Annotated in this window: 15 protein-coding genes; 9 read left to right on the top strand and 6 right to left on the bottom strand. The window is 72.2% G+C overall.

The features are described from left to right. Positions 1-15 precede the first annotated feature (15 nt). The 4 genes from fomD to ACFPP6_RS15880 all read left to right on the top strand — a co-directional run bounded on the left by fomD (position 16) and on the right by ACFPP6_RS15880 (position 5,784). On the top strand, positions 16-720 hold the full coding sequence (gene fomD / locus ACFPP6_RS15895) for a cytidylyl-2-hydroxypropylphosphonate hydrolase (protein ID WP_382042058.1): 705 nt from the start codon (positions 16-18) through the stop codon (positions 718-720). A gap of 161 nt (positions 721-881) precedes the next feature. Beyond that, positions 882-1,559, top strand: a complete 678-nt coding sequence (locus ACFPP6_RS15890; RefSeq protein ID WP_382042056.1) for a class I SAM-dependent DNA methyltransferase — start codon at positions 882-884, stop codon at positions 1,557-1,559. A 601-nt stretch (positions 1,560-2,160) separates the two neighbouring features. Beyond that, positions 2,161-4,089 carry a SpoIIE family protein phosphatase gene (locus ACFPP6_RS15885; protein WP_382042053.1) on the top strand — a complete coding sequence of 643 codons (1,929 nt, stop codon included), beginning with the start codon at positions 2,161-2,163 and terminating at the stop codon, positions 4,087-4,089. A gap of 231 nt (positions 4,090-4,320) precedes the next feature. Then, on the top strand, positions 4,321-5,784 hold the full coding sequence (locus ACFPP6_RS15880) for a catalase (protein WP_382042050.1): 1,464 nt from the start codon (positions 4,321-4,323) through the stop codon (positions 5,782-5,784). Between the two features lie 73 nt (positions 5,785-5,857). Here ACFPP6_RS15880 and ACFPP6_RS15875 read toward each other — a convergent pair whose 3' ends face one another. Beyond that, positions 5,858-8,128 (bottom strand): transglycosylase domain-containing protein, encoded by a 2,271-nt coding sequence (locus tag ACFPP6_RS15875; protein ID WP_382042047.1) that lies wholly within the window; start codon positions 8,126-8,128, stop codon positions 5,858-5,860. 316 nt (positions 8,129-8,444) lie between these two features. On the opposite strand from ACFPP6_RS15875, the gene ACFPP6_RS15870 reads away from it, so the two are divergent. The 3 genes from ACFPP6_RS15870 to ACFPP6_RS15860 are packed head-to-tail and all read left to right on the top strand — an operon-like array spanning position 8,445 to position 12,141. After that, complete coding sequence (locus tag ACFPP6_RS15870) at positions 8,445-8,969, top strand: PadR family transcriptional regulator (protein WP_382042044.1); 525 nt, start codon at positions 8,445-8,447, stop codon at positions 8,967-8,969. Then, a complete protein-coding gene (locus ACFPP6_RS15865) occupies positions 8,966-9,658 on the top strand; it encodes an ABC transporter ATP-binding protein (RefSeq protein ID WP_382042041.1) in 693 nt (230 codons plus the stop codon). Before ACFPP6_RS15870 ends, ACFPP6_RS15865 begins: the two co-directional genes overlap by 4 nt. Continuing rightward, on the top strand, positions 9,655-12,141 hold the full coding sequence (locus ACFPP6_RS15860; protein WP_382042038.1) for an FtsX-like permease family protein: 2,487 nt from the start codon (positions 9,655-9,657) through the stop codon (positions 12,139-12,141). The genes ACFPP6_RS15865 and ACFPP6_RS15860 overlap by 4 nt, the downstream gene beginning before the upstream one ends. Positions 12,142-12,254: 113 nt before the next feature. Here the strand turns inward: ACFPP6_RS15860 and ACFPP6_RS15855 are convergent, their stop codons facing one another. Further along, complete coding sequence (locus tag ACFPP6_RS15855) at positions 12,255-13,256, bottom strand: LysR substrate-binding domain-containing protein (protein WP_382042036.1); 1,002 nt, start codon at positions 13,254-13,256, stop codon at positions 12,255-12,257. Between the two features lie 138 nt (positions 13,257-13,394). Here ACFPP6_RS15855 and ACFPP6_RS15850 point away from each other — a divergent pair, with 138 nt between their 5' ends. After that, a complete protein-coding gene (locus ACFPP6_RS15850) occupies positions 13,395-13,949 on the top strand; it encodes a peroxiredoxin (RefSeq protein ID WP_030367520.1) in 555 nt (184 codons plus the stop codon). An 11-nt stretch (positions 13,950-13,960) separates the two neighbouring features. Further along, positions 13,961-14,500, top strand: coding sequence for an alkyl hydroperoxide reductase (locus ACFPP6_RS15845; protein WP_382042033.1), 540 nt, complete (start codon positions 13,961-13,963; stop codon positions 14,498-14,500). Between the two features lie 64 nt (positions 14,501-14,564). Here the strand turns inward: ACFPP6_RS15845 and ACFPP6_RS15840 are convergent, their stop codons facing one another. From ACFPP6_RS15840 to ACFPP6_RS15825, 4 genes are all read right to left on the bottom strand, one after another. After that, positions 14,565-16,100 carry an AI-2E family transporter gene (locus ACFPP6_RS15840; RefSeq protein WP_382042030.1) on the bottom strand — a complete coding sequence of 512 codons (1,536 nt, stop codon included), beginning with the start codon at positions 16,098-16,100 and terminating at the stop codon, positions 14,565-14,567. A 149-nt stretch (positions 16,101-16,249) separates the two neighbouring features. Next, the gene (locus ACFPP6_RS15835; RefSeq protein ID WP_465269377.1) at positions 16,250-16,975 is read right to left on the bottom strand and encodes an aggregation-promoting factor C-terminal-like domain-containing protein; all 726 of its coding nucleotides are present in this window, start codon (positions 16,973-16,975) and stop codon (positions 16,250-16,252) included. Positions 16,976-17,479: 504 nt separating this feature from the next. Next, positions 17,480-18,802 carry a PhoH family protein gene (locus ACFPP6_RS15830; RefSeq protein ID WP_382042024.1) on the bottom strand — a complete coding sequence of 441 codons (1,323 nt, stop codon included), beginning with the start codon at positions 18,800-18,802 and terminating at the stop codon, positions 17,480-17,482. A 343-nt stretch (positions 18,803-19,145) separates the two neighbouring features. Beyond that, positions 19,146-19,907, bottom strand: a complete 762-nt coding sequence (locus tag ACFPP6_RS15825) for an isoprenyl transferase (protein WP_168093711.1) — start codon at positions 19,905-19,907, stop codon at positions 19,146-19,148. Between the last annotated feature and the right edge of the window lie 10 nt (positions 19,908-19,917).

Genomic DNA, 19,917 nt, shown 5'->3' with positions numbered 1-19,917 from the left:
GCCTAGGATCTCCGCATGACAGCGGACGCGGACACGGACACGGACACGGTGGACCCCACGAACACGGCCGGCACGGCCTCCTGGGCGCCCGGGGACCAGATCCTCTGGCGCTACCGGGGCAATGCCACCGACCGCGTCCACATCTGCCGCCCCGTCACCGTCGTGCAGGACACGGCCGACCTCCTCGCGGTCTGGGTCGCGCCGGGCACGGCCTGCGTGCGCCCGCTGCTCGCCGACGGCACCCCGGTCCACCAGGAGCCGCTCGCCACCCGCTACACCAAGCCCCGCACCACGGGCGTCTCCCCGTGGGCCGGCACGGGCGTGCTGAAGCTCGCCCGGCCCGGCGAGCCGTGGTCGGTCTGGCTGTTCTGGGACCGTGACTGGCGGTTCAAGAACTGGTACGTGAACCTGGAGGAGCCGCTGGCCCGCTGGACGGGCGGCGTGGACTCCGAGGACCACTTCCTCGACATCGCCGTCTATCCGGACCGCAGCTGGCAGTGGAAGGACGAGGACGAGTTCGCCCAGGCGCAGCAGGCGGGCCTGATGTCCGCCGGGCAGGCCGAGCGGGTGCGGGCGGCCGGGCGGGCCGCGGTCGAGCGGATCGAGTCCTGGGAGGCGCCGTTCGCGGCCGGCTGGGAGGCCTGGCGGCCGGATCCGGCGTGGCCCGTACCCGCCCTTCCGGACGACTGGGACCGTTCCCCGGCCCGGATCCGGGCATGAGCCGTGACGGAACCCCGGGGAGAACCGGCAACCGCTTGGCGTCGGCCCTCCGGGCAATCGTAGGATCGGCCTCCGCGATACTGCACAGCAGCACGGCACGATCAGAGCACGGCATGTGACGCTTGTTCACGGAAATACGGGTCACAGAGAGGGCGGGCGCCGTGAGCGGTGACGAGGACCAGCGGGGCTACGACGGCTACGCCCGTTCGGGGCTGGACCGCAGCGGTCAGGCCGAGGCGTTCGACGCGATAGGCCACCGCTACGACGAGGCCTTCCCGCACAAGGAGGGCCAGCTCGGCGCGGCCGCCTGGCTCGCGGCCGCCCTGCCGCCCGGCTCCCGCGTCCTCGACGTCGGCTGCGGCACCGGCCTGCCCACCGCCCTGCAGCTGGCCGACGCGGGCCACCGCGTCGTGGGCGTCGACCTCTCCGCCGGCATGCTGGAGCTGGCCCGGGAGAACGTCCCCAAGGCCGACTTCCACCTGGCGGACCTGGCGGACCTGCGGGACGGCCGGCTGGGCGCCTTCGACGGGGTCACCGCGTTCTTCTCGCTGCTGATGCTGCCCCGCACGGAGATCCCGCACGCCCTGCGGATGCTCCACGGGCTGCTGAGACCCGGGGGGTTGCTCGCCCTGTCGATGGTCGAGGCCGACGTGGACGACTACGCGATCCCGTTCCTGGGCAACACGATCCGGGTATCCGGATACCTGCGGGACGAACTGCGCCAGGTCGTGCGCGAAGCGGGTTTCGAAGTCGCCGGGGAGAACTCGCTGGCGTACGCCCCGGCGAGTACGGACGTACCACCCGAGATCCAGCTCTTCCTCAATCTGCGACGCGCCTGACCCACGGTGCACCCGCGCGAGCGGGCGCACGGCCCCGACGGATGGAACCCCACGCGTGACGGAGCACACCGACTCCCACGGAAGCCAGCGGATCGCCGCGGTGCGGCAGGCCGCCGCGCCCGCCGCTGCCTCTGCCCCGGAACCGGAACCGGGACGTCCCCGGCCGGTCCCCGAGCCGGGGCCCCAGGGCGTGCCACCCCAGCGGCGCGACGACGCGCACGCGGGGACGCGCCCGGCGGCGGACGCCCCTTCCCGCGGGCGGACGCGCGCGAGCTCCCACCCGGAACCGGAGGGCCTCCCGGCCCGGGGAACCCCGGCGGCTCCCGGTCCGGCGCCTGAGCCCACGGGGTCCGAGGCGGCGCAGCCCAGGGCCACCGGGTCCCCGGCTCCGGCCTCCCGGACCACCGGATCCCCGGCCGAAGAGCCCCAGGCCGATGGGTCCCGCACCGCCCGGTCGCGGCGGGCCGACGGGTCCCGGTCCGCCCGGTCCCAGGCCGGTGGGGTCCCGGCCGCGGGCCCTCGCGGCGGCCGCTCCCGTACCCGTGCGTCCGGCGCGGCCTCCGCCGCGCTGCCCGCCGCCACGGCCGAGCGTGCTCCCGCCGTGACCGCTGACAACGATGCCCGGAAGCCCGCCGCTGGCGCCCCGCGGCCGGAAGAAGCGACCGAGCCCGCGAACGGCGGCGACGGTGCCCCGGCCGCCGCGCCCGCCGGTCGCCCGGCCGGGCCGGATGGCGCCGGCGGTGCGCGGGCCGCCGAGGCCGGCGGCCACCCGGCTCCGGCCGGGCCCGAGGGCACCGCCGCGGGCAACCCCACCGGCGGCGAGCGCCTGCGGTTCGTGGGTGCCGCCACGCGGCGGATCGCCCGGGGCATCGACCTGGACGAGATCGTGCTCGGCCTGTGCCGGGCCACCGTGCCGACGTTCGCCGACGCCATCCTCGTCTACCTGCGCGACCCGCTGCCGGTCGGCGACGAGCGGCCCGTGGGCCCCGTCGTGCTGCGGCTGCGCCGCACCGACCAGCTGCCCGAGCACGTGCGCGGCGTGGGCGAGGGCGACGGCACGGACTTCGCGGCCGAGCGCCCCGAGCCCGTCCCCGATCTCGCCGGCTGCGCCGCCGAGCGCTGCGAGGTGCGCATAGGAGGGCCGCTCGCGGAGGTGCTGCGGGGTGTCAGACCGGTCTTCGGGGACTCCTCCGCCGCGCGGGCGGCCCTTCCCGAGCTGCTGGGCGACGACCGTCCGGTCCCGGACCGGCACCGGACGATCCTGGCGCCGCTGCGGGGGCGGCGCCGGGTGATCGGCGCCGCGGTGTTCGTCCGCCGCCCGGACCGGGCCGCGTTCGAGAACGACGACCTGCTCGTGGCCGCGCAGCTGGCGACGCACACCGCCCTGGGCGTGGACAAGGCCGTGCTCTACGGCCGCGAGGTGTACATCGCGGACGAGCTGCAGCGCACGATGCTGCCCGACTCCCTCCCCCAGCCGACCGGCGTCCGGCTCGCCAGCCGCTACCTGCCGGCCGCCGAGACCGCCCGCGTGGGCGGCGACTGGTACGACGCGATCCCGCTGCCGGGCAACCGGGTGGCGCTGGTCGTCGGCGACGTCATGGGCCACTCCATGACCTCGGCCGCGATCATGGGCCAGCTGCGCACGACCGCGCAGACCCTGGCGGGCCTGGACCTGCCCCCGGCCGAGGTGCTGCACCACCTGGACGAGCAGGCCCAGCGCCTCGGTTCGGACCGCATGGCCACGTGCATGTACGCGGTGTACGACCCGGTCGCGCACCGCATCGTGATCGCCAACGCGGGCCATCCGCCGCCGATACTGCTGCACCGCGGCGGCCGCGCGGAGGTCCTGCGCGTCCCGCCGGGCGCGCCGATCGGCGTGGGCGGGGTCGACTTCGAGGCGGTGGAGCTGGACGCGCCCGCCGGGGCGACGCTGCTGCTGTACACGGACGGCCTGGTGGAGTCGCGGATCAGGGACGTCTGGACGGGCATAGAGCAGCTGCGCGAGCGGCTGATCGAGACCGCCCGGCTGACCGGCCCCAACCCGCCGCCGCTGGAGCCCCTGTGCGACGAGGTGCTCGGCATGCTCGGCCCGGGCGACCGGGACGACGACATCGCCCTGCTCGCCGCCCGCTTCGAGGGCATCGCGCCCAGCGACGTGGCCTACTGGTTCCTCGACCCGCGCCCGCAGACGGCCCGTCAGGCGCGCCGGCTGGCCCGCCGCGCCCTGACCCGCTGGGGCCTGGAGGAGCTCACGGACTCCGTGGAGCTGCTGGTCAGCGAGGTGATCACCAATGCCGTGCGGTACGCGGAGCGGCCGATCACGCTGCGCCTGCTGCGCACGGACGTGCTGCGCTGCGAGGTGGGCGACGACGTGCCGCAGCTGCCGCGGCTGCGCCAGGCCCGGCCCTCGGACGAGGGCGGCCGCGGGCTGTACCTGGTCAACCGGCTGGCCAGGCGGTGGGGCGCGACCCGGCTGAGCACGGGGAAGGTGGTCTGGTTCGAACTGGCGCTGCCGCCCCGCACGCGGTGAACCGCGCCGGGTGAGCCGCGCGGGGGTGAGCCGCGCGGGGGTGAGCCGCGCGGGGCGGCGCCCTCTCGTACCCGCTCCGGGCGGACTCGAACACGGGGAGACCCGTACGCGGTGAAATTCTGGACAGTGTCCAGACGCCCGTTGCCGACACGTCGTCGGCGGAGTTCACTGGCGAGTTGGAGGGCGGGCACTGCCGCGCGCCCTCACCATCCCCGTACCGGGAGGCGTCCCATGACCGACTCGGCGCAGCAGACCCCGTACACCACGGACAACGCCGGCATCCCCGTCGAGAGCGACGAGCACTCCCTCACCATCGGCGACTCCGGACCCATCCTTCTCCAGGACCACTATCTGATCGAGAAGATGGCCCAGTTCAACCGGGAGCGGGTCCCCGAGCGGGTGGTCCACGCCAAGGGCGGCGGCGCATACGGCACCTTCCGCGTGACCAGCGACGTCAGCCAGTTCACCAAGGCGGACCTCTTCCAGCCCGGTCGCAGCACGGAGATGCTGGCCCGCTTCTCCACGGTGGCGGGCGAGCAGGGCAGCCCCGACACCTGGCGCGACCCGCGCGGCTTCGCCCTGAAGTTCTACACGGACCACGGCAACTACGACCTGGTCGGCAACAACACCCCGGTCTTCTTCGTCCGCGACCCGATGAAGTTCCAGGACTTCATCCGCTCCCAGAAGCGCCGCACCGACAACGGCCTGCGCGACAACGACATGCAGTGGGACTTCTGGACCCTGTCGCCCGAGTCCGCCCACATGGTCACGTGGCTGATGGGCGACCGCGGCGTCCCGCGCACCTGGCGCCACATGAACGGCTACGGCTCGCACACCTACATGTGGGTCAACGAGGGCGGCGAGAAGTTCTGGATCAAGTACCACATCAGGACCGACCAGGGCATCGAGTTCTTCACCCAGGCGGAAGCCGACCGGATGGCGAGCGAGGACACCGACTTCCACCGGCGCGACCTCTTCGAGGCCGTCAAGGGCGGCGACGCCCCGTCCTGGACGATGTACGTCCAGGCCATGCCGTTCGACGAGGCCCCGGACTACCGCTTCAACCCCTTCGACCTGACCAAGGTGTGGCCCCACGGCGACTACCCGCTGATCGAGGTCGGCCGGATGACGCTGGACCGCAACCCCGACGACTTCTTCGTCCACATCGAGCAGGCCGCGTTCGAGCCGTCGAACCTGGTGCCCGGCATCGGCCCGTCGCCGGACAAGATGCTGCTGGGCCGGCTCTTCTCCTACCCGGACACCCACCGCTACCGCATCGGCCCCAACTACGCCCAGCTGCCGCCCAACCACCCCCGCTCGGACGTCCGCTCCTACGCCAAGGACGGCCCCATGCGCTACGAGTCCAGCCGCGCGGCCCGTCCCTACGCGCCCAACTCCTACGGCGGCCCGGCCGCCGACACCGGGCGCTTCGGGGACGTGGCCGGCTGGCGGGCGGCGGGCGAGATGGTCCGCGAGGCGTACAAGCCGCACCGCGAGGACGACGACTGGGGCCAGGCGGGCACGATGGTCCGCCAGGTCCTCGACGACGCGGCCCGCGACCGCCTCGTCTCCAACGTCGCCGGCCACGTGGGCAACGGCGTGAGCCGGGCGGTCCGGGAGCGGGCCCTGCAGTACTGGCGCAACATCGACAAGGAGGTCGGCGACCGCATCGCCACCCGGGTCAACGGCGGCTGAGCGGGGTCCGCAACGACGCCGGCCGCTCACCCTGCGAGAGGGTGAGCGGCCGGGGCGGTGAGCTGACCGGGGGTCAGTCGCGGATCGGTTCGCGGCTTCCGTTGGGCTGGAGCCCGCCACCGCCGGTGACCGGCGCGGAGCTGGACGGCTTGCCGCTCGGCGTGACGGGCGGGACCGGCGGCCGCGAGGACGGGGGCGCCGACGAGGGTGCGCGGGACGGAGTGCGCGAGGACGAGGCCGACGGCGACTGCGAGGGCCGCGAGGGCGACGGCGACGGGCTGTGCGACGCGGGCGCGGAGGGGCTGGACGAGGCGGGCGGGCCGGGGATGACCGGGACCGTCGTGCTCATGTTCGTCTCGAGGTCGAACTCCTCGGGCTCCGAGCCCTGGAGCGCGTTGGCGGTGTAGGCGGCCCAGATGCGGGCCGGGTACGTACCGCCGTTGACGCGGCCGTTGCCGCCGGTGCCCTTGAGGGTGACCTGCTTGCCGCCCTCGCCCTCGCCGAACAGGCCGATGGCCGTGACCAGGTCGGGGGTGTAGCCGGTGAACCAGGCGGACTTGTTGTCGTCGGAGGTGCCGGTCTTGCCCGCGACCTGGCGGCCGACGCTCTGCACGACGGAGGCCGTGCCGTCGTCGACCACGCCCTTGAGGACGGTGGTGACGCCGTCGGCGGTGTTCCGCGAGATGGCGTCGCCGCCGATCGGGTTGTCGAGCGACAGCTCCTTGCCGTTCTGGGAGGCCGACTTGATGATCGAGGGCGTGACCTTCTTGCCGTGGTGGGCGAGGGTCGCGTAGACGCCGGCCATGTGCAGCGGGCTGTTGCCCATGGAGCCCAGCGACATGGCGGGCTTCTCCACGAAGTCGCGGACCTTGCCGTTCATGCCCATGTCGACGGCGGTCTTCTTGACCTCGGGCAGGCCGACGTCGATGGCCATCTGCGCGAAGACGGAGTTGACCGAGTCGTTCATGGCCTTCTGCACGGGGATCATGCCGTGCGAGTAGCCGTCCTCGTTCTCCGGGGCGAAGTGCTCGCTCGTGCCGGTGACGGGACGCTCGGTGGTCGAGTCGTACAGCGTGCCGGCGTTGATGCGCACCTTGTCCTGGGTGGTGGACTTGTTCTCCAGCGCCGAGGCGAAGATCAGCGGCTTGAAGGTCGAGGCGACCTGGTAGTCCTCGCGGGTGGCGTTGTTCGTCCAGTGCTGGAGGGCGTCGGTGCCGCCGTAGAGGGCGACGACCTTGCCGGTTTTCGGGTCGACGGAGGCGCCGCCGACCTGGACGTTCTTGTCGACCGCGCGGGCCTTGGGGTCGAGGTCGTCGAGGAGCTTGTCCTTGACGGCCTTCTCCAGGGCCTTCTGCTTCTTGTTGTCGATGCTGAGGGTGATCGTCCAGCCGCCGGCGTCGAGGTCGCTCTCGGGGCGGCCGTCCTTGGCCAGCTTCTTGCGCATCTCGGCCTTGGCGGCCTCGACCAGATAGCCGTTCTGGCCGGTGAGGCCCTTGGCGGCCGGCGGCTTGCCGGGCTCCTTGAACTGCATCGTGGCGCGCTTGTCCTTGTCGAGCCACTTCTGCTCGACCATCTTGTCCAGGACGTAGTTCCAGCGGGCCTTGGCGTTCTCCTTGCCCGCGGGGGTGGCCACCGTCCAGTCGTACTGGCTGGGGGCCTGGAGCAGCGCCGCGAGGTAGGCGCCCTCCTCGAGGCTGAGCTTGTCGACGTCCTTGTTGTAGTACGCGCGGGAGGCGGCCTGGATGCCGTAGGCGCCGCGGCCGTAGAAGCTGGTGTTCAGGTAGCCCTCAAGGATCTCGTCCTTGGACTTCTCCTTCTGCACCTTGAGGGAGATGACCAGTTCCTTCACCTTGCGGGTGACGGTCTGCCGCTGGTCCAGGTAGTAGTTCTTGACGTACTGCTGGGTGATGGTGGAGCCGCCCTGCTTGCCGCGGCCCATCACGGTGTTGAGGATGCCGCGCGCGGTGCCCTTGATGTCGACGCCGGGGTCTGTGTAGAAGTTCTTGTTCTCGGCGGCGACGACGGCGTACCGGACGTCCTTCGGAATCTTGTCCAGGGACACTTCCTGGCGGTTGACGTCGCCGCTGCGGGCGATGACCTTGCCGTCGGCGTCCTTGAAGACGTTGCTCTGCAGCTTGGCCTGGCTGTTGCCCTTGGGGACGTCCACGTACAGGTAGAGCGCCACGCAGGCGCCCGCCCCGAGAGCGACGAGCACCACGAAGTAGGCGAGCAGCTTCTTCCAGGTGAAGAAGCGGCGTATACCGGTTTTCCCGGCCTTCTTGGGCTTCTTGCCCTTTGCTGTGCGGGTGCTCTTCTGCGCCCGTCGCGCTTCCGCTCGGCCCATCTCTCCCGTAGCTCCAGTCTTTCCGCCCCCAACCCAGCTCATGAAGCTAACACCGCAACTGTCACCAAACGCCCATTGATCAAGGCTTTGGACCACGTGACATACAGCACCCCGGCTGGCGGGAACCGGGCGCGGCGCAGTGCGGGAAACCGTACAGGGCTCCGATTCCGAATCCGATTCGGCAGCCCGAACAGCGGGCGCTCAAGGGGCCGTCGGGGTTGGCGGCTCATAACTGCAGAGGCCACTCACCGGCCAATCAGGGGCGATTTTCAGCCAGCTATACTCTCCATGTATACACACGATGTACAGTCCGGGCATGTCAATCGGACACACCCTGCTCGCGCTCCTGGAGTCCGGCCCGCGCCACGGCTACGACCTCAAGCGCGCCTTCGACGCCCGTTTCGGCCACGACCGCCCGCTCCACTACGGCCAGGTCTACGCGACCATGTCGAGGCTGCTGAAGAACGGCCTGGTGGAGGTCGACGGCGTCGAGCAAGGCGACGGCCCCGAGCGCAAGCGCTACGCGATCACCGACGCGGGCGTCACGGACGTGGCGGACTGGCTCGCCCGGCCCGAGAAGCCCGAGCCCTACCTGCAGTCCGTCCTCTATACGAAGGTCGTCGTGGCCCTGCTGACCGGCCGGGACGCCGACGAGCTGCTGGACGCCCAGCGCGCCGAGCACCTGCGGCTGATGCGCGAGCTCACCCGCCGCAAGACCGGCGGCGACCTCGCCGACCAGCTGATCTGCGACCACGCCCTCTTCCATCTGGAGGCCGACCTGCGCTGGCTGGAAATGACCGCCGCCCGGCTCGACCAGCTCGCCCGGGCGGTGCGCACATGACGCCGTCGGGCTCCCTGCTCGCCGCGACCGGGCTCCGCAAGGCCTACGGGCCCACGACCGCGCTGGACGGCGCGGACTTCTCCGTCCACCCGGGCGAGATCGTCGCCGTCATGGGCCCCTCGGGCTCCGGAAAGTCGACCCTGCTGCACTGTCTGGCCGGAATCATTCGCCCCGACGCGGGCGTCGTCCGCTACGGCGCGCGCAAGCTCTCGGAGCTCTCCGACGCCGAGCGCAGCACCCTGCGGCGCGGCGAGTTCGGCTTCGTCTTCCAGTTCGGGCAGCTGGTCCCGGAGCTGACGTGCGTGGAGAACGTGGCGCTGCCGCTGCGCCTGGGCGGCCTGCGGCGCAAGGAGGCCGAGCAGCAGGCCATGCGGTGGATGGAACGGCTGGAGGTCGCCGACGCGCGCGGCAAGCGGCCCGGCGAGGTCTCCGGCGGCCAGGGGCAGCGCGTCGCCGTCGCCCGGGCGCTGGTCACGACCCCGCGCGTGATCTTCGCGGACGAGCCGACGGGCGCCCTGGACTCCCTCAACGGAGAGCGTGTGATGGAACTGCTGACCGAGGCCGCCCGCGACACCCGGGCCGCCGTCGTCCTGGTCACCCACGAGGCGCGCGTCGCCGCGTACTCCGACCGCGAGGTCGTCGTGCGCGACGGACGGGCGCGCGACATGGCGGGGGCGAGGCTGTCATGACCGGACGCGACGACAAGAACGGACGCGACGGCGAGACCGGACGCAGCGGTGAGACCGGGCGCGACGGCGGGGCACCGCGCCCCGGCGGCGGCCCCGCGGACCGCCCCGCCGGGCCGTCCGGCCCCTCCGCCTGGCTCCGCGACCTGCTCATGGGCGCGCGCTTCACCGTCACCGGCGGCCGCGAGGGCCTGCTGCGCGCCGCCCTCACCGCGCTGGCCGTCGGCCTCGGCGTGGCCGTCCTGGCGATCGCCGCGGCCGTGCCGCAGCTGCTGGACGAGCGCGACCAGCGCGCCACGGCCCGCAGCGTCTTCCCGGCGGGGGCGGACGTCCCGCCGGACGACCAGCCGCGCAAGGGCACGGGAACGCTCCTCTACCAGCGGGCCTCCACGGACTTCCGCGACCGGCTGGTCGACGGCGCGATCCTGCGCCCCGAGGGCCCCGGGGCGCCGGTCCCGCCGGGCGTGGGCGCCCTCCCCGGCCCCGGCGAGATGGTCGTCTCCCCCGCCCTCGGCCGGCTCCTCGCCTCCGGCGAAGGGGAGCTGCTGCGCGAGCGGTTCCGCCACCGGACCGTGGGCACCATCGGCGACGCGGGGCTCACTGGCCCCGACGAGCTCTTCTACTACCTGGGCAGCGACCGGATCGAGCAGGGCGGCGGCGTCGTCCGCATCGAACGCTTCGGCAGCAGCCAGGACGAACCCGTGGACCCGCGCGTCGTCGTCCTGGCGGCCATGGTGTGCGTCGTGCTGCTGCTCCCGGTCGCGGTCCTCATCGGCACGACCGTCCGCTTCGGCGGCGAGGGGCGCGAGCGCCGGCTCGCGGCGCTGCGGCTCGTCGGCGCCGGCATCGGATCGACCCGGCGGATCGCGGCCGGCGAGGCGCTGTGCGGCGCCCTGCTCGGCCTGCTGGCCGGGGCGGGGATCTTCCTCTTCGTCCGCGGCTTCGCCCCGCACGTCGCGATCCGCGAGATCGGCGTCTTCCCCGCGGACGTCACCCCCGACCCGGTCCTGGCCGCGCTGATCGCCGTCGCCGTGCCCGCCCTGGCCGTCGCCGTGACGCTGTTCGCGCTGCGCGGCGTCGCGGCCGAACCGCTGGGGGTCGTCCGCGACGCCCCGGCCCGGCGCCGGCGGCTGTGGTGGCGGCTGCTGATACCGGCCGCGGGTCTGGCCCTGCTGGCGCCCGGCGTGCTGGAGACGCGCGGCGCCCTGGCCTTCGGCTCCGCCTTCGCCGGCTCCGGGCAGACGGTCCTGGTGGCCGCCGGTGCCGCGCTGCTGCTCACCGGCGTCGCCGTGGTCCTGCCGTGGCTGGTCGAGGTGTCCGTGGCCCGGCTGCGGGGCGGGCCTCCGGCCTGGCAGCTGGCCACGCGGCGGCTGCAGGCGAACAGCGGTCCGGCCGCGCGGGCGGTCGCCGGCATCACCGTGGCGGTGGCCGGGGCCGTCGCCGTCCAGATGATGGTCTCCGGCATGCGCGGCGACCACGAGGGGCCTCCGGGGACGGTCGCGAGCCACTCCCAGGTGCAGGCCGCGTACCGCCCGGGCACGCCGGACGAACTCCGTGCGTACACCGAGGCGTTCCGGGCCACGCCGGGCGTCCGCGACGCCGTCGCCTTCGTGGAGCAGTACGCCACCGCCGGCTCGGGCACGGAGCGCGGGGTCACCACGGTGCACGTCGCCGATTGCGCCACCCTGAGCCGCATGGCGAAGCTGGACTCCTGCCGCGACGGCGACGTGTTCGTGGCGCAGGAGAAGGACGGCGACGTCGACACGGCCCGGCGGTTCCCGCCCGGCACCGCGCTGGAGATGGACGGCTTCGAGGAGGCGAGGGCCAAGGGCACGCCGGTCCACCGGTGGACGGTCCCGCGGACCGCACGCGTCGTGGAGACCCGTACCGCCCCCGCCGGATCGGACACGTTCGGCATCCTGGCCACGCCTTCGGCCATCGACGCCCGGGCGATCCCGGACGCCCGCACCACCGTGCTGGCGCGGGTCGACCCCGGCGACCGCGACGACGCCATCGAGCGGTTCCGCAACACCGCCGCCGCCATCGACCCCGGCATGCGGGTGTGGCGCATGGGCGGCGTCGTGAAGAAGGACCAGCTCGCGGCCGTCGAAGGGGGACTGACGACCGGCGGGGTGGGTGTCCTCGTCCTCGTGGGGCTGAGCCTCCTCGTCGCCACGGTGGAGCAGTTGCGCGAGCGGAGGCGGGCGCTGTCCGTGCTCGTCGCCTGCGGGACGGACCGGTCGACGCTCGCCTGGTCGGTGCTGTGGCAGACGGCGGTCCCCGTCGCCGTGGGCCTCGTGCTGGCGACGGCGGGCGGCCTCGGGCTGGGCCGGGTGATGCTGGCGCTGGTCGGCGAGCGGGTACGGGACTGGTTCGCCTTCGTCCCGCTGGTCGGCGCCGGCGCGGCCGTGATCGTCGCGGTGACGCTGCTGGCGCTGCCCACCCTGTGGCGCCTGACACGGCCGGAGAGCATGCGGACGGAGTGACGGGCGGGGCTGTGCCGGTATCCGGGGCGGGGGACGAACCCCGCCCCCGGGTCACCGCTGACGGTCCGTACGGGCCGTATAGCCCGCATGGCCCGTGTAGCCCGTACGGACCGTCACCCGTTGACGATCCGTACGGGCAGCTTCCGCATCGCGGTCCGCAGGGCCGCCGCGAACTGCTCGAACTCCCCCTGCCGCGCCGCCCCGGTGCGCATCGCCAGGGCGATCCTGCGCGAGGGCACCGGATCGGCGAAGTGCCCGGTGGCGAGCTGTTCGTTGCGCTCGGTCTCGACGCGCAGGGCCGTGCGCGGCAGCAGCGTGACGCCCATGCCGCCGCCGACCAGCTGGACGAGCGTGGACAGTCCGGCCGCGCTGGTGGTCACCGCCGCGCCGGTCGTCCGGCCGGCCTCGCGGCAGATGTCCAGCGCCTGGTCGCGCAGGCAGTGGCCCTCGTCCAGGAGGAGCAGCTCCAGCTCGCGCAGGGCCTCCCGCGGGATGTCGCCGCGCTCGGCCAGCCAGTGGTCCCGCGGGGTGACCAGGACGAAGTCCTCGTCGAAGAGGGGGATTTCGCTGACGCCGGGCGCGCCGAGCGGCACGGCGAGCAGCAGCAGGTCCAGCCGGCCCTGGGTGAGCCCGTCGAGCAGCGAGGACGTCTGCTCCTCGTGGACCTGCAGGTCGAGGTCGGGGTAGGAGTCGTGGACCAGGCGCAGGACCGTGGGCAGGAGGTAGGGCGCGACGGTCGGGATCACCCCGAGGCGCAGGACGCCGGTGAAGGGCGCGCGGGCGGCGTCGGCCTCCTCCATCAGGGCGGCGACGGCGTCGAGGACCGTGCGGGCCCGGGCGGCGAGCCGCTCCCCCGCGGGACTGAGCAGCACCTTTCTCGTCGTACGCTCGAGGAGCTGGACGTCGAGGATGTCCTCCAGCGCGGAGACGGCGCCCGAGAGCGCGGGCTGGCTCATCCCGAGCGCGGTGGCGGCGTCACGGAAGTGCAGGTGCTCCGCGACGGCGGCGAAGGCCCGCAGCTGGGCGAGGCTGGGCTGGCGGGGGCGCGACCCCGGGGCTATGGACGACACGGCCGGCACGGCCGGCGTCTGTGGTGCGTGCGGTGCGGACGACATGACTGATAAGCACCTCCGATCAACATCTCCCAGTCTAGCTATTTCCGTTATCAATGGCTCCTGTGGCAGGGTTGCTCATGTCCAACCCCGAGGGAAACTCCTGTCACGGGAGCTTCCCGCTCGCTGCAAGGAGAGCGCGTGCTCACTGTCGGTGACAAGTTCCCTGAGTTCGACCTGACCGCTTGTGTGGACCTCGACGCGGACAAGGCTTTCGCGCAGATCGACAACAAGACCCACGAGGGCAAGTGGAAGGTCGTCTTCTTCTGGCCCAAGGACTTCACCTTCGTCTGCCCGACCGAGATCGCCGCGTTCGGCCAGCTGAACGACGAGTTCGCCGACCGCGACGCCCAGATCCTCGGCGTCTCCGGCGACTCCGAGTTCGTCCACCACGCCTGGCGCAAGGACCACAAGGACCTCCGCGACCTGCCCTTCCCGATGCTGGCCGACGCCAAGCACGAGCTCATGCAGGCCTGCGGCGTCGAGGGCGAGGACGGCTACGCCCAGCGCGCCGTCTTCATCGTGGACCCGAACAACGAGATCCAGTTCGTCATGGTGACCGCCGGCTCCGTCGGCCGTAACCCCAAGGAGGTCCTGCGGGTCCTCGACGCCCTGCAGACGGACGAGCTGTGCCCCTGCAACTGGTCCAAGGGCGAGGAGACCCTCGACGCGGTCAAGCTCCTCGCGGGCGAGTGAGCTGATCTCCCATGGCGCTCGATGAGCTGAAGTCCGCCGTACCGGACTACGCCAAGGACCTGAAGCTGAACCTCGGCTCGGTCATCGGCAACTCCGTCCTCCCGCAGCAGCAGCTGTGGGGCACCGTCCTCGCCTGCGCGATCGCGACCCGCTCGCCGATCGTGCTGCGCGAGCTGGAGCCGGAGGCCAAGGCGAACCTGTCGCCGGAGGCGTACACGGCCGCCAAGGCCGCCGCCGCCATCATGGCGATGAACAACGTCTACTACCGCACCCGGCACCTGCTGTCGGACCCGGAGTACGGCAACCTGCGTGCGGGCCTGCGGATGAACGTCATCGGCAACCCGGGCGTGGAGAAGGTCGACTTCGAGCTGTGGTCGCTGGCCGTCTCGGCCATCAACGGCTGCGGCCTGTGCCTCGACTCGCACGAGCAGGTCCTCCGCAAGGCGGACGTCTCGCGCGAGACGATCCAGGAAGCGTTCAAGATCGCCGCGGTCCTCCAGGCCGTCGGCGCCACCCTGGACGCCGAGAAGGTCCTGGCGGACAACGCCTGACCTGCTCTCCTCCTCAGATGCGTGTGGGCCCCGGCCGTTACGGCCGGGGCCCACACGCATGTGTTCAGCCGGAGAGTCCCGAGGAGGCCCCGCCCGGGCGGGGTCCGTCCGGAACGGGTCCGCCGGGGGCAGGCCCGTCCGGAACAGGTTCGTCCGGTGGCGCCGCGGCCAGGGCCTTGTCCTTGGCGTAGGCGCGCAGATAGCCGACGACCGTATTGGTCACGGCGGCCAGCGGCACCGCGACCACCGCGCCGCCGATGCCGGCGACCAGGGAGCCCGCGGCCACCGACAGGACCACCGCGAGCGGGTGGACGCGCACGGCGCGGCCGAGGATGAACGGCTGCAGCACGTGGCCCTCGATCTGCTGCACCGCGAGCACCACGGTCAGCACCATCAGGGCCGTGAAGACGTCCTTCGTCACCAGCGCCACGACCACCGCGAGCGCGCCGGAGACCACGGCACCGACCAGCGGGATGAAGGCGAACAGGAAGATGAAGACGGCCAGCGGCACCGCCAGCGGCACCTTGAGGAAGAACAGCCCTATGCCGATGAAGATCGCGTCGATCAGGGCCACTATCACCGTGCCCCGCACGTAGGCGGTCAGCGTCGCCCACGCGCGCGGACCCGCGCCCGCCACGCCCTCGCGCGCCGCCGCCGGGAACAGCTTCAGCAGCCACTCCCAGATCCGCGGCCCGTCGTAGAGCAGGAAGAGCGTGCTGAACATCGCCAGCAGGATGCCGGTCAGCACCTCCAGGATCACCTGGACGCCCTCGATGCCGGCGGTGGTGATGTCCTTGGTGTTGGCGCCGATGGCCGTGCTGAGGTTGTCGGCGATGTTGTTGATCTGGTTCTCGGTGACGTGGAACGGGCTGGTGAGCAGCCAGTGCTTCAGGTCCTTGATGCCCTGCTGCACCTGTCCCGACAGGTCGTCGAGGTTGTCCGTCACCTGCCACACCACGAACCAGCCGACCAGGCCCATGACGACGAAGCCGGAGATGAAGGTCATGGCCGTGGCGAGCCCCCGCGGCACGCCACGGCGCTTGAGCCAGGCGACGGTGGGCTGCAGCAGCGCGGTGATCAGCAGGCCGGCGACGAAGGACAGCACCACCAGGCGGACCGAGCTGATCACGCGCATCAGCACCCAGAGGGTGCCCGCCAGGATCAGCAGCCGCCAGGCGACCTCGGCCGCGACCCGCACGCCCCAGGGCACGGCGGCCACGGGGTCGGGGCGCGCGGGGACGGCGGGTGCGTACCCGGGCGGCGGCGGTACGTGCTCGGGTGCGGGGTCGCCCGCGGCGGGCGCGGGTGCGGCTCCGGCGGCGGACCCCCGGTGCTCCGGGTCGGTGCCGGCGGAAGCGCCGGAGCCCGCGGAATCGGTGGAACCCGCGGAGCCCGCGGAGTCACCGGCGGCGCCGGAACGTATCGGCAAGGAGGCGCGTGCGGGGTCGGCGGTGCGGCCGGACTCGGGCGCGCCGGCGGCACCGGTGGTGCCGGCGGCCGGTGCCGCGCCCTCCACCTCGGCCGTGCGCTCCTCGAGTCGCCGGGCGAGACGGGTCAGACCCGCTCCCACACCGCCAACCCATCGTGGCAATCTGGACATTTCTCTTCCTCTACCCCCACTCCCCCGTGGCCAGGGTGAACGTTACCCCCGACGGGTGACGCGGGAAGACAGCCAAGCCCCCGGCCTGATGAGGACCGGGGGCTTGCGAGGGCGGGGAAGTGACCGGCGCTAGGCGCGGCCGGTGCGCCCTAGTACCACTGGTTGGCCTGCCAGAACGACCAGGCGCCGCAGGGGCTGCCGTAGCGCTCGTTCATGTAGCCGAGGCCCCACTTGATCTGGGTGGCGGGGTTGGTCCGCCAGTCGGCGCCGGCGGAGGCCATCTTGGAGCCGGGCAGCGACTGCACCAGGCCGTACGCGCCGGAGGAGGGGTTCTCCGCCGTGTAGTCCCAGGTGCTCTCGTTGTTCACGATGTTGCTGAAGCACTGGAACTGGTCGCCGGGGACCATGGAGCGGGCCATCGCCTTGACCTCGGCGACGGAGTAGGAGCTCTTGGCGGGGAAGGACGAGGCGTCGCGAGTCGCAGAGCGGCTGCTGACCTGCTCCTTCTCCTCCTTCTCGCGCTCCTTGGCCTTCTCCTCGGCCTCCTTCTTCTTGGCGGCGGCCTCGTCCGCGGCTTCCTTCTTCGCGGTGGCGTCCTCGGCGGCCTGCTTGCGCGCGGCCTCCTCGGCGTCCTTCTTGGCCGCGCTCTCGGCCGCCTCGGACTGCGTGTCCGCCTGCTGGGTCAGGGAAGCGGCCTGTGCCCGGACGTTCTGTCCTGCGGGGATGTCCGCGAGGAGCGTCGTGTCGGCTGCGGTCGCCTCGACCCGGTCGTTCGTACCCTGGTCATGGCCTGCAGCGACACCCACGACGGCGCCGACGGTGGTGACCGCGGTGGCGGATGCCACGGCGAATCCCCGGACCGAAATCCGGCTCACACGTTTTCCTTCCAGCATCGCCCGCATGGGTGACCTCGCGAGCGCGATCGTGCCCCCTGGCGCTGGCCTCCGTAATCGGTCACAGAAGGCACGGGCCCGTGGGGCCTCCCGCGAGGGAGGTCCGCGTGACGCTCGGGCGGCATACGGCGACGCTGTTCAGTTCTGGATCTGCTCTGCACCGCCCCGATGAGGGGACGAAGTGCCGTATGCGGGGCCTGACAGGACCCAGACTCTGCCCGACCGGGTTGCCCGGAGGCAATTCCGGGTTACGTGGGAAAGGTCACACCTCGTTTATGCCTGGGCTTTTCCGGAAAGCCCGACGCACAACAGCGGCGCGCGGCTAAGCTCCTTGGCTTTGCCGCGCGCCGCCTGGCATCGGCCTTCGGGGAACGCCCCTCGGCAACGGCCTTCAGGGAAGGGCCGGATGGGTCGGACGGATCGGCCGACTCCTCTCTCCAGTCTCTTCAGTCCCTCCAGAGAACGAGCCCTATCCGGCGAGCCGCATCAGATCCGGCCTTCCTCCAGCATTTCGGTCACCAGCGCCGCAATCGGCGAACGCTCCGAACGCGTGAGCGTGACGTGCGAGAAGAGCGGATGCCCCTTCAGCTTCTCGACCACGGCGACCACGCCGTCGTACCGCCCCACACGGAGGTTGTCGCGCTGCGCCACGTCGTGCGTGAGCACGACGCGCGAATTGGCGCCGATGCGGGAGAGGACGGTCAGCAGCACGTTCCGCTCGAGCGACTGCGCCTCGTCCACGATCACGAAGGCGTCGTGCAGCGACCGGCCGCGGATGTGGGTGAGCGGCAGCACCTCCAGCATGCCGCGCCCGGTGACCTCCTCGATCACCTCGGAACTCGTCACCGCCGAGAGGGTGTCGAAGACGGCCTGGGCCCAGGGGCTCATCTTCTCCGCCTCGCTGCCCGGCAGATACCCCAACTCCTGCCCGCCGACGGCGTACAGCGGCCGGAAGACCATCACCTTGCGGTGCTGCCGCCGCTCCAGGACGGCCTCCAGCCCCGCGCACAGCGCCAGCGCGGACTTGCCCGTGCCGGCCCGGCCGCCCATCGACACGATCCCGATCTCGGGGTCGAGCAGCAGGTCGAGCGCGACGCGCTGCTCGGCGCTGCGGCCGTGGATGCCGAACGCCTCGCGGTCGCCGCGCACCAGCCGCACCGAGCCGTCGGCCGCGACCCGGCCGAGCGCCTTGCCCCGCTCGGACTGCAGCACCAGGCCGGTGTGCACGGGCAGTTCCGCGGCCTCCGGGATGTGGGCCGTCTCGGCGGCGAAGAGCTCGTCCACCTGCTCGGCGGTGACGGTGAGCTCCGCCATCCCGGTCCACCCGGAGTCGGTGATCGCGAGCTCCGCGCGGTACTCCTCGGCGAGCAGGCCGACCGCCGACGCCTTGATCCGCAGCGGCAGGTCCTTGGAGACGACCGTGACGTCGTACCCCTCGGCCTGGAGGTTGCGGGCGACCGCGAGGATGCGCGAGTCGTTGTCGCCGAGGCGGAAGCCGGCGGGCAGTATGCCCGTATCCGAGTGGTTGAGCTCGACCCTGAGCGTCCCGCCCAGATCACCGATCGGAATCGGGGAATCCAGTCGGCCGAATTGCACCCGGTACGCGTCCAGCAGACGCAGCGCCTGCCGCGCGAAGTAACCGAGCTCGGGGTGGTGCCTCTTGGCCTCCAACTCCGTGACCACCACCACGGGCAGCACGACCTCGTGCTCCTCGAAGCGGGACATGGCGCCTGGGTCGGCCAGCAGGACGCTGGTGTCGAGGACGTAGGTGCGCCGGTCGTTCTCACGGCGCTTCTTGCTGGTCACCACGGGTGGACGAACCCCCTCGGGGAGGTCGGGGCGCGACGGCGTCGCCGGGGAATGGGCCGGGATCGGAGCCCTTCGAGGGCCCGGCTGCGGCCCTCCGCGGGCGGCCGCGCGACCTGACAGGGCCGCTCGGTCCGCACGGTCGTCGTCCGTGTGCAAAGGGCCTCCCGGGCGGGCGGCCCCATGCCGCCCGCTGGCAGAGCGACGGTCTTAGGACAGACCGTCGGCCTGCAGGGGATATTCCCGCTGGACCGCTTGACCATGCAACGGCATATGCGGTGGCGTGGTGAGCCACCGGTCCGTCAGGAGCCGTACCGGTGGCAGAAGGAGTTGCAGCCGCGGGACCTCAGGAACCGTACCTGCGGTGCCTCGCGGCGTAATCCCGCAATGCGCGCAGGAAGTCGACCTTCCGGAAAGCCGGCCAGAAGACTTCGCAGAAGTAATACTCCGAGTGCGCGCTCTGCCAGAGCATGAAGCCGGAGAGCCGCTGTTCACCGCTGGTGCGGATGATGAGGTCCGGATCGGGCTGGCCGCGCGTGTAGAGGTGCTTGGTGATGTGTTCGACGTCGACCGTCTCGGCAAGTTCCTCGAAGGACGTGCCGTTCTCCGCGGCTTCGAGGACCAGCGAGCGCACCGCGTCCGCGATCTCCTGCCGGCCGCCGTAGCCGACGGCCACGTTGACCAGTATTCCGCCGGTGCCGAGCGTGTCCTGCTCGGCCTCCTTCAGCACCGACTGCGTCCGGGCCGGCAGCAGGTCCATCGTGCCGACGTGGTGCACGCGCCAGCGGCCGTCCGCGGCGAGGCCGCGCACCGTGTTCTCGATGATGCCGAGCAGCGGGTTGAGCTCCACGGCCGGGCGGTCGAGGTTGTCGGTGGAGAGCATCCAGAGGGTGACGACCTCGACGTCCGTCTCGGCGCACCAGCCGAGCAGCTCGGAGATCTTGTCGGCGCCCGCCTGGTGACCCTGCTCGGTCGTGCGGCCGTCGGCCCGCGCCCAGCGGCGGTTGCCGTCGAGGATGACGCCGATGTGCTTGGGCACCTGCGCATGGTCGAGGCGGCCTTCCACCCGGCGTGCGTAGAGCCTGTACACCAGGTCGCGCAACTTCACGTTTCCAGCC

It is taken from the genome of Streptomyces aureoversilis, assembly GCF_042657885.1.
Taxonomy (GTDB): Bacteria; Actinomycetota; Actinomycetes; order Streptomycetales; family Streptomycetaceae; genus Streptomyces; species Streptomyces aureoversilis.
Note: the sequence above shows the minus strand (reverse complement) of the source record. Positions and strands in the feature narration are given on the sequence as shown.